General features: G+C 55.7%; 13 protein-coding genes and 1 pseudogene. 6 read left to right on the top strand and 8 right to left on the bottom strand.

The features are described from left to right. Positions 1–241: 241 nt before the first annotated feature. The 3 genes from nspC to K1558_RS25050 form a co-directional block, all read right to left on the bottom strand. The gene (gene nspC / locus K1558_RS25040; protein WP_238654798.1) at positions 242–1378 is read right to left on the bottom strand and encodes a carboxynorspermidine decarboxylase; all 1137 of its coding nucleotides are present in this window, start codon (positions 1376–1378) and stop codon (positions 242–244) included. Between the two features lie 27 nt (positions 1379–1405). Further along, positions 1406–2605, bottom strand: coding sequence for a saccharopine dehydrogenase family protein (locus tag K1558_RS25045; RefSeq protein WP_238654686.1), 1200 nt, complete (start codon positions 2603–2605; stop codon positions 1406–1408). A 407-nt stretch (positions 2606–3012) separates the two neighbouring features. Then, complete coding sequence (locus K1558_RS25050; protein ID WP_238654687.1) at positions 3013–3879, bottom strand: AraC family transcriptional regulator; 867 nt, start codon at positions 3877–3879, stop codon at positions 3013–3015. Between the two features lie 155 nt (positions 3880–4034). On the opposite strand from K1558_RS25050, the gene K1558_RS25055 reads away from it, so the two are divergent. Further along, positions 4035–5702 (top strand): acyltransferase, encoded by a 1668-nt coding sequence (locus K1558_RS25055; RefSeq protein WP_238654688.1) that lies wholly within the window; start codon positions 4035–4037, stop codon positions 5700–5702. Positions 5703–5845: 143 nt separating this feature from the next. Here K1558_RS25055 and K1558_RS25060 read toward each other — a convergent pair whose 3' ends face one another. Together K1558_RS25060 and clpP are read right to left on the bottom strand one after the other, a co-directional pair. Beyond that, positions 5846–6052, bottom strand: coding sequence for a hypothetical protein (locus K1558_RS25060; protein ID WP_238654689.1), 207 nt, complete (start codon positions 6050–6052; stop codon positions 5846–5848). Between the two features lie 19 nt (positions 6053–6071). Beyond that, positions 6072–6656, bottom strand: a pseudogene (gene clpP, locus K1558_RS25065) (ATP-dependent Clp endopeptidase proteolytic subunit ClpP); the annotation flags it as partial. Between the two features lie 181 nt (positions 6657–6837). Here clpP and K1558_RS25070 point away from each other — a divergent pair. Both K1558_RS25070 and K1558_RS25075 read left to right on the top strand, forming a co-directional pair. Next, entirely contained in the window at positions 6838–7560 is a 723-nt protein-coding gene (locus K1558_RS25070; protein ID WP_238654691.1) for an RNA polymerase sigma factor, read from the top strand. A 51-nt stretch (positions 7561–7611) separates the two neighbouring features. Continuing rightward, positions 7612–8514 carry an NAD-dependent epimerase/dehydratase family protein gene (locus K1558_RS25075; RefSeq protein WP_238654692.1) on the top strand — a complete coding sequence of 301 codons (903 nt, stop codon included), beginning with the start codon at positions 7612–7614 and terminating at the stop codon, positions 8512–8514. Here K1558_RS25075 and K1558_RS25080 read toward each other — a convergent pair. Further along, complete coding sequence (locus K1558_RS25080; RefSeq protein ID WP_238654693.1) at positions 8494–10473, bottom strand: methyl-accepting chemotaxis protein; 1980 nt, start codon at positions 10471–10473, stop codon at positions 8494–8496. The two genes, K1558_RS25075 and K1558_RS25080, sit on opposite strands and share 21 nt — an antisense overlap. A gap of 240 nt (positions 10474–10713) precedes the next feature. Between K1558_RS25080 and K1558_RS25085 the strand changes: the two genes are divergently transcribed. Next, positions 10714–11712, top strand: a complete 999-nt coding sequence (locus K1558_RS25085) for a zinc dependent phospholipase C family protein (RefSeq protein ID WP_238654694.1) — start codon at positions 10714–10716, stop codon at positions 11710–11712. A gap of 310 nt (positions 11713–12022) precedes the next feature. Here the strand turns inward: K1558_RS25085 and K1558_RS25090 are convergent, their stop codons facing one another. After that, positions 12023–12214 (bottom strand): hypothetical protein, encoded by a 192-nt coding sequence (locus K1558_RS25090; protein WP_238654695.1) that lies wholly within the window; start codon positions 12212–12214, stop codon positions 12023–12025. A 176-nt stretch (positions 12215–12390) separates the two neighbouring features. On the opposite strand from K1558_RS25090, the gene K1558_RS25095 reads away from it, so the two are divergent. Together K1558_RS25095 and K1558_RS25100 are read left to right on the top strand one after the other, a co-directional pair. Further along, the gene (locus tag K1558_RS25095; protein ID WP_238654696.1) at positions 12391–13548 is read left to right on the top strand and encodes a glycosyltransferase family 4 protein; all 1158 of its coding nucleotides are present in this window, start codon (positions 12391–12393) and stop codon (positions 13546–13548) included. Positions 13549–13722: 174 nt separating this feature from the next. Next, positions 13723–15120, top strand: a complete 1398-nt coding sequence (locus K1558_RS25100) for a transcriptional regulator (protein WP_238654697.1) — start codon at positions 13723–13725, stop codon at positions 15118–15120. Between the two features lie 364 nt (positions 15121–15484). Here K1558_RS25100 and K1558_RS25105 read toward each other — a convergent pair whose 3' ends face one another. Next, entirely contained in the window at positions 15485–17323 is a 1839-nt protein-coding gene (locus K1558_RS25105; protein WP_238654698.1) for a UbiD family decarboxylase, read from the bottom strand. Between the last annotated feature and the right edge of the window lie 33 nt (positions 17324–17356).

Raw genomic sequence — 17356 nt, forward strand, 5'->3', positions numbered from 1 at the left:
AAGTTAAACCAGCAGTTGAGAGACTCCCAGAAAATCGCCTGATTTTTGAAAAAATGACTTTAAATCCTTGGCCCGCTCTTGCTATCTAACACATTGAATTATGAAATTGTCTCATTTATGCAGGATTTCAGGCAGATGGGCGGATCGGGAGCTGCATTGTTGCATTTTTTGCAGGATTTCCCCCTGTCGGCATTAAAATTGCCCCCTCAGCCAAAGCCGAGGGGGCACTTCTATTATTCTTCTAAGACAACCGTCCGCTGAAGTCACTGTATTCAAACTCGCGGATTACCTTGAGGCCTTCTTCTTCATTATAGGAAGCGATGGCCGGCAGGTTGACGCCGTTGAACATATGGTTCTTCACCATGGAATAGTGCGCCATATCGGTGAAGATCAGCTTATCGCCGTATTTCAGCGGCTCCGGGAAGGAATAATCCCCGATGACATCGCCTGCCAGGCAGGTCATGCCGCCCAGACGGTAGGTGTAAGGGAATTCGCCCGGCTGTCCGGCACCGATGATACCCGGACGGTACGGCATTGCCAGTACATCCGGCATATGACATTCGGCAGAGGTGTCGAGAATCGCGATGTCCATGCCGTTATGCATCGTGTCGAGAACCGTAGCTACCAGATAACCGGTGTTCAGGGCAATCGCCTCGCCCGGCTCTAGGTAGATCTCTACATTATAAGTCTCTTTCATATGCAGAATGCACTTGATCAGAGTCTCCAGATCGTAGTCAGGACGGGTAATATGATGCCCGCCGCCGAAGTTCAGCCACTTCATCCCGTGCAGATATTGCCCGAACTTCTCCTCTACGACCTTCAGGGTACGCTCCAGCGTGTCCGAATTCTGCTCGCACATCGTATGGAAATGCAGCCCGTCGATGCCGTCCAGCTCGTCCGGCCGGAAGTTCGGCAGGGTTACGCCCATGCGGGAATAGTTATAGCAAGGATCATAAAGCGGCACTTCAATCTCTGAATATTCCGGATTGACGCGGATGCCGCAGCTAATCTGCTTTGGTGCATTCTGTACCCGCTCCTTGAACCGGCTCCATTGATCAAAAGAGTTAAACACCATATGATCGCTGTACCGCAGCAATTCATCGAACTCGCGGTCGACATAAGCCGGGGCATAGACATGCACCTCTTTACCCATCTCCTCGAATCCCAGACGGGCTTCGAACAGGGAGCTGGAGGTAACGCCATGCAGGTATTTGCCGACCAGCGGGTACATGGCGTGCATGGAGAAGCCTTTTTGCGCAAGAAGAATCTTGGCTCCGCTCCGCTCCTGCACGTAATTCAGGGTCTCCAGGTTCTTCGTCAGCAGCCGCTCATCCACCAGGTACGCGGGAGAAGGCAGATTGCTGATATCAATATCGATGTCCTTATTCTTCATGGTCATGCGCCCTTAGTCCAGCAGCGTCGGCGAGAAATCTTCCTGCCAAGGCAGACCGTGCTTATTCAGCGCCTCCATGAACGGGTCCGGATCGAATTCTTCAATGTTGTGTACACCCGGTTTGTTCCAGATGCCCTTGATGATCATCATAGCTCCGATCATTGCAGGAACGCCGGTTGTATAGGAGATCGCCTGGGAGCCAACCTCTCTGTAGCACTCTTCATGGTCACATACATTGTAGACATAATAAGTCTTCGGCTGGCCGTCCTTCGTACCCTGAATGATGCAGCCGATGTTCGTCTTGCCCTTCGTTCTTGGTCCCAGCGAAGCCGGGTCAGGCAGAATCGCCTTCAGGAACTGCAGCGGAATAATCTCCTTACCTTCATACATAATCGGCTCGATCGAGGTCATGCCGACATTCTCCAGCACCTTCAGGTGAGTCAGGTAATTCTGCGAGAAGGTCATCCAGAAGCGGATCTTCTTCACGCCAGGAATATTCACCGCCAGGGACTCCAGCTCTTCATGGTACAGCAGATAGATGTCCTTCGGACCGATCTCCGGCAGGTCGTAGACCTTCTTCTCGGACAGCGGCGGCGTCTCAATCCATTCACCGTTCTCGAAGTAACGTCCGTTCGCTGTGATCTCGCGGATATTTATCTCAGGATTGAAGTTGGTTGCGAACGGGTAACCGTGGTCACCGGCATTCGCATCCACAATGTCAATCGTATGAATCTCGTCAAAATAATGCTTCAGCGCATAAGCAGTGAATACGCCGGTAACCCCAGGGTCAAAGCCGCTGCCGAGCAGCGCCGTAATGCCGGCCTTCTCGAAGCGCTCCTTGTACGCCCACTGCCAGGAATATTCGAACTTCGCCGTATCCTGCGGTTCGTAGTTCGCTGTATCTACATAATGCACTCCTGTAGCCAGGCAGGCATCCATGATCGTCAGATCCTGGTAAGGAAGAGCCACATTAATTACGACATCCGGCTGGAAGCTCTTGATCAGCTCAATCACTTCTTCCGTGTTGTCAGCATCCAGCTGAGCCGTCGAAATCTTCGTCTGGCCCCCGTCCAGCTTCTCCTTCAGAGCATCGCATTTCGCCACCGTACGGCTGGCAATGCAGATCTCTTCGAATACATCCGGGTTCTGGCAGCATTTATGAACAACAACGCTCGCAACTCCGCCAGCGCCAATAATTAACGCTTTTCCCAAAATAATAACCCCCTAAATTTGCTTAAGTTATTAGTTATTAGCCTTATTGCACTGGAACAGGCTACATCCTATGAAAAATCAACAAGGCTGATTATACAGAAACTTTCTCAATAAATCAATAAATTCCGACAAAAAATGAGATGTTCCGTGTAAAATCCGCAGTTTTCTGCATTAATACTCTGTTATTCACATCATTACACGTAAATCCTTCGGTTTCCTGTGATTTTAAGCTTAATTAATCGAACAACTGCATAAGATTCCAGGCCGCTTACCGCCACATGAGACCAACCGGATAATTATATCACAACGGCGGTGCGGTTCAACTTTTATTTCAAATTTAAGCAGGTCTTCCGGACAAAAGCGCAGGCGGAAGCACATTATATTAACTTACCCAATTTGGCCTTCTATTAACTGTCCCTGTGAAGATCGCCGGGGCGCCACTGCTCCATTCCCTCCCGGGACCGCATCCCAGACGGCGGTTGACCGCTGAGCTGCTTGAAGGCTTTGCTGAAATGAAACTCATCGCTGTACCCGCAGGCGGCCGCAATCTCCTTCAGGGTTAACCGTGTGTATAGCAGCAGCTTCTTGGCGTGCTCATAGCGGAGAATACTTAAATACGCTTTGGGGCTCTTGTGCAGATACCGCTGAAAAAGACTGCGCACATACGACGGGGATATGCCGTAGCCCACCGCCAGCTCATGAATCTGCATGGGTTCACTGTAGCGCCGTTCAAGCTCCTCCTTCATCCGCACGAACAGCTCATATCCCTGTCCCCGGTCAGGGCGGCTGCTATCCTTAGCCAGAAATATTTCATACAAAAGCTGGTACAGCAGCGCCTTAGTCTTCATTCCGCTCCCCGGACTTCCTGGAACCCACTCGCCGGCAATCCCGCGGAACATCTGGCCCAGCGCTCTGCCCGGCTCCCTCCCGGGCCGCATCAGGAACGGCAGCGGCAGCTCGGCAATCGGCTGGACCCTTCCCTGGTTGTCAGCAGAAGGCGACAATGTATAGAGCGAGAGCAGGATCATGGTGATCCGCAGAGGCTCGCGGTCACTGCTGCTCATATGCATGGACAGTCCCGGCCGCAGATAGAACAGCATATCCGGTGACACCGGATGCTCTTCTGTCTCTGTGCGGAAGATTCCCTCCCCCTCCTGAATCCAGTACAAGCTGTGTACCTGTATGTTCTGACGGATATCCGTCCAGTGCGGGAAGGTCATCTTGTCATGAATCCAGTGAATATCCATTACCAGATTCTGCGGAATTTCCTCCATCGGCAGCACCTCCGTTTCTCTGTATGCCTGTTGGACAGAGTGGGATTTCGAAGCGATTTTGACATGGCATTTCTGTTCATTATACCATGCCCCTCTCCCGTAATCATTGCTACACTTAGGGCATTAACGACTGGAATGATAAGGAGAGATACAGGATGCCTGAACCACAATCACCCTCAATACAAGCTCTGGACTACATGCCCTGGATTGGCTTGTCCGAAGAAGAACGGCTTAAGCAGAAGCTTCACCAGCAGCAGCTCGCTGAAGATTATCCCTGCAGCTTCGGGGAGGACTGCTTCGTCTCGCCGCAAGCCATCGTGCTGCCGGAGCAGCTGAAGCTCGGAGACCGGAGCTATATTGCCGGAGGAGCCATTGTCCGCAGTACACGGCTGGTCACGGGCAGCGACTGCTCCATTAACAGCTATAGCGTACTGTCAGGCGATATCACCATGGGTGACGGCGTGCGGATCGCTTCCCACGCCAGTCTATACGGCTTCAATCACGGCTTCGCTGTGACGGACGTCCCTATTTTCCGCCAGCCGCTGACGGTCAAGGGCATCGTAATCGGAGATGATGTATGGATCGGGGCAGGTGCCGTTATTCTCGACGGGGTGACGATCGGCTCGCACAGTATTGTTGCAGCAGGGGCCATCGTGACCCGCGATGTACCGGCGTATAGCATTGCCGGCGGCAATCCGGCCAAGCTGATCCGCAGCCGTCTGGCCGGGGATACAGGGATAGCCGATTATAAGAAGGCCCCCGCTACCCTATATGGACGGCTGGAGTATTTCGGCAGGCAAGTGCGGGAACAGCTGACGCCTCTGCTGGAGTTCTACTCCGAAATTATAGACGGAGAAAAGCTGTTCCGGGACCGGCCGGGCGCGGGGCGGACTGTTCGGGCCTACTGCGATGCCGTAGAAATCGCTGCAATGTTCAGCAGCCTACCGCCCGGCTGGACGAAGGAAGAGCTAATCGCCACTTTACAGCAATTCCAGGATAGCCGGACCGGCTTACTGCCTGATCCATGGTCCCCGCCAGGGCCGGGGGATCAGCCGGAGCTGTTAACCGACCACCTCTCTCGTTATCATCTGCTCGCTGTAGGCTACGCTCTTGAAACACTGGGCTCGGCTCTGCCCTATTCCGTTACCGTCATCGAGAATATGGATACCTTGACGCTGTACCAGCAGCTGGACCGTTTGCCGTGGGCGGAGAATGCCTGGGGTGCCGGTGACTGGATCGATTGCTATGCTACCGGCCTCTACCACAACCTGAAGTCCTTCGGCTCCGTCAAGCGGCCGGATGATCTGTTCGGCTGGCTGGCGACGCATTGCCGCCGGGACTCGGGGCTGTGGGGTCTGCCTACTGCGGAGGAGGGATGGCTGCAGCCGGTGAACGGCTTTTACCGGCTTACCCGCGCGACCTATGCCCAGTTCGGCCTCCCCCTGCCGTATCCTGAGCGCACCATCGATACGGTGCTGGCCCACAGCCGGGACCGCCGCTTCTTCCGCACGGAAGTGCTGAATGCCTGCAACGTGCTGGATGTCGTGCACCCGCTGTGGCTCTGCCTGAAGCAAAGTGATTACCGGCAGGCGGAGATCCGCACCTGGGCAGAGGATATGCTCGGGCAGGTGCTGCCCTTCTGGGTGCCTGGACGCGGCTTTGCCTTCCAGCTCTCCCGTCAGCAGGATACCGGCCTGCAGGGAACCGAGATGTGGCTGAGCATTATTTATCTGCTGGCCGATCTGTGCGGGTTAAGTTCAGCGCTGGGCTACTCCCCTAAGGGAGTTCACCGCCTGGAGCCCGCTTTCACGTTATCTGTGTAAGCGGGACTAGCGTCCACAAGGCGGCCAGAGCTAATGTATGCTGTTTTCCGCATACATTCCCAAACAAGCACAAACCCCCGTCATCTCCACTCGTTCAGAGCAGAGATGACAGGGGTTTGCAGGCTTTTATAGACAGTTCCCGTCTATTGCCCGAAGCCGACACGCGGACGTTCGCGCTCCTTCGTCTGCACCTCCACCGACCGTATGGAAGTGACCGGAATGTACGAGGTCTGATATTCCGTACTGTATTTCACGAACCGCTCATCCAGCTCCTCCAGTACGCCTCCCCTAACACTTGTACCATCCAAAAAATGAATCGTGACTTCCTGTCCCTTCAGCGCTTCCAGCATGCTCTTCCTCTCCTTCGCCTCACAAATGGGTGATAATCGTGTCGATGATCCCGTACTCGCGGGCTTCCTCCGCCGTCATGAAGTAATCCCGGTCCATGTCCTTCTCCACCTTCTCGGCCGGCTGTCCGGTACGTTCCGCTGTAATCTGGACAATCTTCTGGCGGACCTGTAGAATACGCCGCGCGCTGATCGCGATATCGCTCGCCTGTCCCTGCGCGCCGCCATGCGGCTGGTGGATCATGATCTCGCTGTTCGGGAGCGCGGACCGTTTGCCTGTGGCTCCGGCCAGCAGCAGCAGTGAAGCAAACGAAGCGGCGAACCCGGTGCAGATCGTGTTGACTTGCGGTTTGATGACCTGCATTGTATCGTAAATGCCAAAGCCCGCTGTCGTCGAGCCTCCGGGGCTGTTAATGAACATCTGGATATCCTTCTCCGGCTCTTCCGCCGCCAGGAACAGAAGCTGGGCGATAATACTGTTCGCCAGCGCATCATCGATCGCCGCACCGACAAACACAATCCGGTCCTTCAGCAGCCGGGAATAAATGTCATAGGACCGCTCTCCACGGGCTGTCTGTTCAATTACATAAGGAATTACACTCATTCTGCTCTGCCTCCTCTGATCTTGCTAAATGTGGTTGGTGTAGATACCCTGTAGACGGATCAAGGCGGTCAGAGGATACGGGAGGCGGGCCAATGGCAGAAACTCCGGGACGGCGTATCTTTTACAATGAGCTATTCGTTTATATAATAGAAGCAATTGAATTCCTGTGAAGGAGGGAGCCGCCGTGTTGATACTTGACCACCACCGCAACCCGGAACCTATAGATATGGATAAGGAACGCCTGCAAAAGCTGGGGGCTGCACTGCACCGCTATTGCCTGTCGCTGACCCGTTCGGGCAGTGAGGCCGACGATCTGGCGCAGGAGACCTGGGCCAAAGCGCTCAGCTACCGCAAGTTCACGGCAAGCACGAATCCCGAGGCGCTGCTGCTGCGGATGGCACGTAATACTTGGATTGATCACATCCGCCGTAACAGTGCGCTGATCCGTGCAGTAGAGCGTTCGGGGACAGCAGCAGCCTCCACAGTGGCGGTGCAAGGAGACCTGACTGGAATTGAACTGATTTTCCAGGCCTTGCTGGCCCATCTTACGCCGCTCCAGCGGACGGCTCTGGTCCTGCGGGATGTGCTGGGTTATTCTGCTGCCGAGGCTGCCGGACTGCTGGATACTACCGAAGGAGCCGTCAAAGCGGCACTGCACAGAGCCCGCCTGGCTCTTGTAATGGTTAGGGAAGAGCTGGACTCGCACGAGGGTCCCGCCCTGCCGCAGGATGCCGATTACCGGGCGTATCTCCGGGCGCTGGCCCAGGCCTATGAGCATGGACAAATTCCGGTGATGCTGGAGCTGCTCCGCCAGGAGACCGCGAAGACTTCAGCTTCCGCCGTCAGCACCTTCACCGTACAGGCTGTACATTCCGGCCTTGCGGGTGAGCTGCGGATGGCTGCTTAATCATGAGACTTTGAGCTGCGGCTCTTACCCCTACTTTAGGAGAGTGATCGGATGAAGAAGAAGGTGCTTGTGCTTGGAGGAACCAGATTTTTCGGCAAAAGGCTGGTGGAGCTCCTGCTCCGCAGCCAGGACAACGAGGTGACTCTGCTGACCCGGGGCCAAACCAAGGATGCTTTCGGTGACCGGGTGACCCGGCTGACAGCGGACCGGACCGATGAAGCGGCGCTTGAGCGGGCTGTTGGCGATACCCATTGGGATATCGTATATGATAACATCTGCTATTCACCGGAGGAGGCTGCGGCTGCGGTGCGGATTTTGACGGGGCGGGTCAAGCGGTACATCCTCACCTCCAGCTTGTCTGTGTATGATCCGCAGCCGGACGCGCTGACTGAGGCCGATTTCAATCCTATGTATTATCCGGTGAAGCTCGGTGGACAGACAGCGATCAGCTACCAGGAGGGTAAAAGACAGGCCGAAGCCGTTCTGCTTCAGACAGCTGACTTCCCGGTGGCGGCGGTCCGGTTCCCGATTGTACTAGGCACGGATGATTATACGCGCAGGCTGCATTTCCACATTGAGCATGTTCTGGCCGGGCAGCCGGTCGGCATTCCGAATCCGGAAGCGGAGATTTCATTCATCCGATCGGATGAAGCGGCTGAATTCCTGTACTGGCTGGGCCATGATGGCTCTGCCGTCACGGGTCCTGTGAATGCCTGTTCGGACGGTACGCTGACTATTGGCGGCGTGATGTCCATTATTGAGCAGATAACGGGACAGCCGGCTGTCATTCAGCACGAGACCGCTGAGGCAGATCAGTCCCCTTTTGGCATAGAAGCACCATGGTTCATGGATACGTCAAAAGCCCGCAGCGCGGGCTTCAGCTTCCTCTCTTTATCCGAATGGTTCCCGGAGCTGGCGGCGCTGCTTCACAGCTCACTTCGCCAGCACCAGTAGCTCCTCCTCCAGCTCCTTCGTGATCTCTTGGGCATTATCCGGTGCGCCGGGGCTTGAGGCCGGTTCCCGCTGTACGCCTGCTGCAACCGGCCGCGGCTGGTGCGGCCTGTGTTGTGCCTCAGCCTTCACCTCCGGCGCCGGCTTGTCCGCACGAAGGGCGGCAGTCTCCTGAATGAATGCTTGTGCCGGTGCTTCGTCTGCCGCTGCCACCCCCGCTCCATGCCCCTCTCCGGCTTCGGCGGCATCCGGGATTCTAAACATCTGGATCTCCCGGAACAGCCGCTGCGAGATGTCATGAATCTCCTCCGCCTGCCGGGCGATGCCCTGGATCGCCTGATCCTGCTGGGAGCTGGAGGCGTTAACCTCCTGGACTCCTGCCGCCGTCTGCTCCGCAACAGCCGCTACCGCATGTACCGATTCGGACAGCCGTGAATGGATCGTCCGGGTATGCTCCACCTTCTGGTGGATCTGCCCGATCTGTGTGCTGATGCCGGTAATCGACTCATCGATTGCCGTGAAGGCAGCCAGAGTCTCCGCCACCTGGTCATCCTGCTGAGCCAGACTCCCCCGCGTCTCCAGCATATACGCCTGGAAATCCTCCATCCCTGCCTGCAATTCATCGATAATCCGGCTGATATGCACGGAGGATTCATTCGTCTGCACGGACAAAAGCCTTACTTCATCGGCAATCACCGCGAAGCCCTTGCCTGCAGCCCCTGCTCTTGCCGCCTCAATGGCCGCGTTCAACGAGAGAATATTGGTCTGCTTCGAGATCTCCGTAATCGAATTCGTAATGCGTGAAATATCCCTGGACTGCTCCACCAGCTTCTCCAGAGCACCATACACCCTGCCGATAGACTCCCGGGAGTGCTCTGAAGTGCGGCGCAGCACAGTAACGGTATCGGAGCCGAGCTGCCGGTTGCGGTTCGCCGCCTTACTGGTGGCCAGCATGATATCCGTATACTCGCTGATCTCTTGCACGCCACCCGCAAGCTCCATCAGCAGATGCGTATTCTGCTCCGACTGGACCGCCTGCTGGTCCGCCCCCAGCGAGATCTCCTGAATCGTACGGACAATCGTCTGGTTCGTATGTGCGGTCACCGCCGAATGCTGCTGGAAGGACTGCGAATACTCGGCCAACGACCCCGCAGCAGACATGGTCTGCCGCAGCATCTCCCGCACCCGGCCGACCATATGGTCGAAATGATGGCTGAGCTGACCAAGCTCATCATTGTACGGGGAGTTAATCTGCTGCCGCAGGTCGCCGTCCGCGATCTGCCGGAGCGCAGCCTGAAGCTTGCGCACCGGCGACAGGAACGAGCGGATCAGCAGCCAGGCGAGCACCAGCATGAACAAGGCTACGCCAATTGCAGCAAAAGCCACTATGGACACGGTATCATCGAGCAATGTGAAGGAGACCAGCTGAGCCTGCTCGGCATTGCGGGCAGCCTCGGTATAGAGCTTTCCGTTCGTGTTCAGCATGTCTTGATTCAGCGCAAGCGCCTTCGTATGTATACCATCTATTTTCTCCAGCACCGTCAGCGGATCCAGGGTCTCGTCCGACATCGTGTCTGCGAGTTCCTTGATATAGCTCCCGTATTCGCCGGCCTGGTCGGCCAGCTTCCCGAGCAATGAATACGCAGGCGTACCTTGCTCGAAATTCACTTTGGCCAGCTCAGCCGTCATCTGCCGCTGCTTCTCCTGCAAAGGCTCTGCCTGCTCCAGATCACTGGATTCCGCCAACGCGGTCTCCGCCCGGTTCAGCTCCTGCAATTGCTGGGTGAGCGTGGAGACTGTAATCCGGTTCTCCATTTCACTCTTTTGCCGTTCCATGGAATGCTCCACCTGATTAATCTTGTACCCCTGATACACCGCCACCCCCAGGAATATGAGTGTAATGGCCGAGAAACTGAGGATAAGCTTCCATTTCATCGAAAAGTGCAGCGGGTTCCCCTTCAAAAGTATCATCCCTTCATATCAAGCTTGATTTGGCAATAGGTATATTCTGCTAATAACCTCATTGTAAAAGCCTGATATTAACTGCTCTCTTCAGTTATGTATGCCGGGTGTAAAGATTATGTTGCGAAAATGTTAACAAAAGCGAAAATTTGAGCGAAGTGGCAATTCTCATTTTCTTTTAACACAGGGACGTTACAATAAAGATACTTCTGTTTATGCTAGTAAGTAGGAGGAATGATCATGCCCAATATCTGGATGCACCTTGAATATGGACAACAGCTGGCGGAGGAGTTCAGCGGACGGTTTCCCTTCCTTACGCTTCTGGACCAGCAGCAGCAACTCTACAATCTCGGATGCCAGGGGCCGGATTTCCTGCTGTATCACAGCTTTCTTCCCTGGAGCAAGGACACGGGGGCACTGCGGCTCGGCGATCTGATGCATACAGAGAACTGCGGGCCTGTGCTTATAGATTTCTGGAAGGCTACTCTCTCGCTTGAAGGGACGGAGCAGGAGCAGGCCCGGCTCTACTTCTTGGGCTTTCTGACTCATCATTTGCTGGACCGGAACCTTCACCCATATATCAACTGGAAGGCCGGTTACAAATACCGGGATCATCAGCGCTTCGAGATTGATCTGGATACCTTGTTCATGTGCCGCCGCCGGGCGTTCCAAACCTGGAAGAATCCTGCCTGGTCGCGGATTGATGCGGGCCGGCGGCTGCCGGGTGTGGTTCATCGCATCCTTCATAGCACGGCACTTGAGTATTACCCGGCAGCGATGGACAGTCTGCCTGTGGAGATCTGGCAGAGCGCCTACCGGGATATGGTGCTGGCCCAGCGCTGTCTGTATGATCCGTTAGGCTGGAAGAAGGCGATCACCTGGGGCCGGACCCGCCGGATGTTCTCCCGCAAGCTTACCGCCCGTGAGGAACGGCTGGATTACTTGAATGAACAGCACGCCGAGTGGCGTCACCCCGCTCTCTATTCCGAGGTACGCACTGATTCAGTATGGGACCTGTGGGAGGCGGCGCTTGCCGAAGGCCGGATTGTCCTTGGCGCGCTGGCTGATTGGCTGGATTGTGCGGGGACGGCTGCTGCGGACCGTAATGCTGCCAGCCGCAAGCTTGGCGCATTCGCTGCGGTGCTGGGCAACCGTTCATACGACACCGGCAAGGACTGCAGCCTGAATCTGCACAACCAGTACGCGGATCCGATCTGGACGAGTCTGCCCGGCGGTTGACGGCAGGCTCTGGTCCCGTGCGGGGGAAGGGTGGGAACAACGGGTGTAGTGAGAGACACTGGTTGGTTGGCGGGCCGAAGCCGGTGGGGCGGGACGGACCTGTGGTTGCCTAATGGCGCCCGACTTTTGGCACATTCAAGTGTATTTATGCACCTCATTCCATCCATGAGCCCATTTCCGGCAGTCCGCCGCTACGGTCACCTCTGTACCGCCAAAAACGCCCGGTTTCCCGGGCGCCTCATCATCTATTCAATTACTTCTCTATCCCACAACTCTTCCATCCTTGCTCTTCAACCCTGTAGCCCTCAGCTTACAGCGGGTTCGGCGGAATATCCTCCGCCGGGCTCGGCGGGACTACCTCCGGCGAATCCGGCGGGGTGATCTCAGGCGTCTTCTCCGGCACCACCTCGGGCGGAATTACGACCGGCTCCGGGAGAATATCCGGCTTCACATCGGGAACAACCTTGGGCGGAACCTCTGGCGGCAGATCTTTATCCATCATACTCCTTACCTCCTTCATTCCTGATACCCTAGTATACCCGCTCCTCCCCGCCTTGAATAATTCTGTGAGCTGTCCTTTGTCAATGTCCAAGCCCCCTGAGGTTTAACCTCCGGTTGATCTCCAACACATATTGGCCTGATATGATCTTAGCAACAAGAGTACTGGGAGGGATACCGATGCGTCTGGCTCTGTTCACGGACACCTTTCTGCCGCAAACCAATGGTGTGGCCCGCACGCTGGGCCGCTTGACCGATTATCTGCACCGCCGGGGAATTGAGCATCTGCTGTTCACTCCGAAGTCCGCTCCGGAGAGCAGCTACCCCGATCCTGTACGCCCTATTGCCAGCATCCCGTTCTTTCTCTATCCCGAATGCAGGCTGGCCTTACCCGGCATGTCTTCTATCCAGAGCGAGCTTACAGCCTTCGCCCCCGACCTGCTCCATCTGGCCACCCCGTTCAACATCGGCCTAACCGGACTCCGCTATGCGCGCAAGCATCAGCTCCCTCACGTTGCCTCTTACCACACTCACTTTGACCGCTATCTCGAATATTACAAAATGCGAAGAATCCTGCCTCTCTACTGGAAATATATGAAGTGGTTCCACCGTTCCTGCGATGCGATACTGGCTCCGTCACGGGAGACGGCCGCCTCGCTGCGCTCAGAGGGCTTCACAGGGCTGCGCCTCTGGTCGAGAGGTGTGGATTGCACACTCTACTCGCCGGAGAAGCGCAGCACCGGGATCCGGGAGCGCTACGAGTTAGGCGCGGAGCTGATTCTGCTCTACGTGGGACGGATCGCCCCGGAAAAAGAGCTCGCTACCCTGCTTCAAGCCATGCAGCTTCTGCCGGAATCTGTGCAAGCAACCGTACAGCTGATTGTAGTTGGAGAGGGCCCGCTGCTCCCGGAGCTGAGGTCCCAGGCGCCGGAGAGGGTCACCTTCACCGGAGCTAAGCACGGGGAAGAGCTGGCAGCGCTGTACGCCTCTGCCGATCTGTTCGTCTTCCCGTCCCCGACGGAGACCTTCGGCAATGTCGTACTGGAAGCCATGGCGTCTGGCCTGCCGGTTATTGCTGCCGATGCAGGCGGCTCCAAGGAGCTGGTTGTGCCCGGCGTCACCGGCAAGCTGGTTGAACCACGTAATCCGGCAGCTATGGCAGAGGAGATCATCAAGACGGCATCCGGGTATCTGCTGCGGACCGCGATGGGCCGCGAAGGACGCCGTCTGGCGCTCCAGCGTTCCTGGGAGCTGGTCTTTGACGGGCTAATCCGGGATTACGAAGACGTAGTGGATCGCCGGAGAGCTCTGAACCGGTCGGGGATTTATACAGCCTGAGCCTGGCCGCAACCATAATTACCAGCAGTCATATGCATTCCTGCTGCATGCAGGAGTGCTTTTTGATTTGTTCACTTTTTGTCACTATCGGTCTATTGACCATTGGTATATTGGCTTATATTATACACTTATACCAATAACCCAAATTTTGGAATTCAGTAAGGCGGTGATCCCATGAAGCCTGCAGCCAACATCCGCAGTCATCTGGAGGCTTATCTCGATATCCGGCATATGTCCATCAACCAATTCTCGGTCCAGTCCGGCATCAATTCCGGCACGTTAAGCCGGCTCCTTAGCGGCCAGCAGCCCGTGGCGATGAATCATCTGAAGCTGATCACCCGGGGTATGAAGCTGCCGGAGGATTATTTCTATAGCATGTATATCGATGAATGCTTCCTGTATTCAGCCCCCACCTGGCGGAGGCTGCGCCCGTTCATCCTGAGCTGCGCAGCGCTGGGCCGGCTGGACTGTATTGAGCAGGTCGTGAAGAATCTGCTCGATAACCTGATCTATGCCCCAATGCTGTTTGAAGTAGCAGAGGGATTATTTGAGGAGAACCAGTGGCAGGCGGCGGCCGTGCTGTACAAGAATGTGAGCGCAAGCGAGAAGTATCAGCATTCGGAACGGCTGGCTATCTGCCAGTACCGGTTGTTCCGCATTGCCATCGGCGACAGCCAGACCCTCAATCTGCAGGCGGCGCTGCTGTTTGAATGTTATATTAACCGGCTGGAGGTACCGGATCAGCTTGAGGGGCTGAAGCACTTAATGCATGTCTACTACTCTCTGCACAAGTGGGACAAGGTAGATGAGCTGGCCCGGGAGATGCACCGTCTGGCTACGCTCAGCTACCAGCATCTGCACCGTTCCTTGCGGAGGGAGAAGCCGGACAAGCCGCCGGTGAAGCCGCTTTTTTTCTATATCCTGTATTCGTATCTAATGCGCGCAAGCGTCTGTGAGGAGTACGGCGATTACGCAGCGGCGCTTAGTTACGTGTCTATGTATATGGACCGGAGCTGGGTTCTGGAGACCGGAGAAGAAACCGAGGTTGTGCTGGCACAATTCCGGGAATGGGGCGCTGCCAACACGATGCTCTACCGGATGATGTCCGGCGATGTTCAGGTGCTGGATGAATACGTGGAGTATGTCGCTCCTCATGCGAACGAGATTTTTGTAGCCTTGTATAATATTATGATCTCTGCCAACCGCTTCTCCTGGAATGTGGACCACATCCTGAGCCGCTTCTCTTCTTATATTCCGTACCGGACGAATCTGAGAGACTTCGGCCTGCTGCATAACGAGCAGATTCTGGCGGACCAGTATTCCACTTTCCTGGCGGAGTTAGCTGTCTATTACCTGCATAATCACCGCAGAGAAGGAATTGAATTCATTCTCCAGAGCCTGGATTCCGCTGCTAAAATAAAGAGCGAGAGCATAATCATTAAGTGTGTCAATCTCTTTGAGCAGCACCGGCATCTGGCTAGCGGGGCAGAGACAGAACAATACAAACTTCTGATTGGAGAGGTGCAGAGTTTCAATGACAAAAAGATGGATCATACTTTTGGCTTCGTGTAGTCTGGCTTTGGCACTGGTAATCCCCTATGGCGGAAATGCAGCGTTAACAGCTGAGCCTGCAATGGCAGTGCTTGAACCTGCGGGGCATGGAACCGGAAACGGCTGAAGCATGAAATGACGCTCCCGGATCCGGGAGCGTCATTGTTACGTTGACCTTATATGTCTACATTCTCATCTTCAACACATTCCCCGTTCAGGGACGTCTTGACCGGTTCTGCCTGCGCTCTCTTCTCTTCTCTCTTCTGCGTTTGCTGTTCTTGCGATCGAACAAGAGATTCAACACAAATTCAACCAGACCTGCAAATATCTCAGCCATAGACATCCCTCTTCTCAGCGGTAGTGAAGTTGCCGAATGCTTACTGCACTATCTTATTAACCCGCCCAGACTGGCCCCCGGTGCAAAAATCCGCTGTATATTCCTTTGCACCTCCGGGTCCGGAATGAGCGGCGGTGCCTGATGCGGCTTCACCCGGGCGTCGATGATCACATTGTCACAGGACCAGTGCTTATGCGCTAGCCTGCTGTTCACCCCGTGAATGTCATGCGAAGGGTTACTCCGGGTGAAGGTCGCCCACAGGAAATTGTTCAACTGCTCGGACAGGAAAGTGCTGTCATCACACAGAATAATCATCGGACAAGAGTCCAGCGGTCCCTCTGCCGCAATGCCAGCGCTCAAGCTGGCAATCTCCTCTGTAACTGCCGTGTAATCAGCGAACGGCTTGCCCTGCAGCGCCACAATCCCGGGCATAATCATGGCTGCCGGACCAAAGTCCGGCCCCAGCCGGTGAAGAACCTCGGGCACCTCCGTGCATAAGCTCCGTTTCTGCTCTCCCACCGCTGCGAAGACCACCTTGCTCCCGCTGTTGATGCCGGTTCCGGAATAATCCAGTGTATCCATCGTCGTATTCGTCTGGAAATGAATATCACGGTGCAGATTGATCCGCTCCAGAATATACGTGAGGAACCCGGGGATATCATGTGTACTGACGGGCCGCTCCTCTTCGGCGGTAATGAACAGATACTTGGCCAGGCTGAGCTGGCCGGTTCCCAGAATCCGGTTCGCCATCGTCAGCAGCTCGGCCGGCTGCTTCAGCTGCTGGTAAGGGGTGTACCGTTCACTGCCGATAGCGAAGAGCAGCGGGTGCACGCCGGAGGCATCTACAGCATGAACCTCCTTCACGCCGGGAATCTCCGAGCGGATCGCCCCGCCGGTCAGCTCATGAATGAGCTCCCCGAAGGCAGTGTCCTCCTGCGGCGGACGGCCGACTACCGTGAACGGGTAGATCGCTCCCCGCTTGGCGTAGACCTTATGGACTCTCATCACCGGGAACGGATGGGTCAGACTGTAATAGCCCAGATGATCACCGAACGGGCCCTCCGGCTTCGTCTCACCGGGATGAATCTCGCCGGTAATCACGAAGTCGGCATCACTGCTGATGCAGAAGCCGTCTGCATAGGTATAACGGAAATGGCGTCCGGCCAGCAGCCCGGCGAAGGTCATCTCGCTCAGCCCCTCAGGCAGCGGCATGACTGCCGAGAGTGTATGCGCCGGCGGCCCGCCGATGAAGCAGCTCACCTTCAGCGGCTCGCTCCGCCGGTTGGCATGGGTCTGATGAATGCCGATGCCGCGGTGAATCTGGTAATGGACGCCGACCTCCTTATTGATCTCGTAGTCGTTGCCGCTAAGCTGGATACGGTACATCCCAAGATTGGAATTCATGATCCCCGGCTTATCGGGGTCCTCCGAATACACTTGCGGCAGTGTGACGAACGCCCCGCCGTCTCCCTGCCAATGCTTGATCTGCGGCAGGTCGGAGATCTGAATCTCCTCGAAGCCGGCGGGAATATTGCCGCTCTTCTTGATCGGCAAGGCTTTTCTCGCGGCCAGGGCCGTTCCGACATACCGGAAGGGCTGCTTCAGCGCCTTCATGGGGTTACTGCGCAGGGCAATGACCGCCTGGGAGGATTCCCAGGTATCGCGGAAAATAAACTTACTGCGCTCGATCGTACCGAACAGATTCGAAACTGCGCGGTACTTCGAGCCCTTAACATTCTCGAACAGCAGTGCGGGTCCTCCTGCTTCATAGACCTTCATATGGATTGCCGCCATCTCCAGATGGGGGTCCACTTCCTCATGTATGCGAATTAAATGCCCGTGCTTCTCCAGGTCAATAATACATTCTTCCAGATTGCGGTATGCCATGCTTCTACTCCCATTCTGCTTAAGAATATGAAC

It is taken from the genome of Paenibacillus piscarius (assembly GCF_022234545.1).
Classification (GTDB): domain Bacteria; phylum Bacillota; class Bacilli; order Paenibacillales; family Paenibacillaceae; genus Paenibacillus_AQ; species Paenibacillus_AQ piscarius.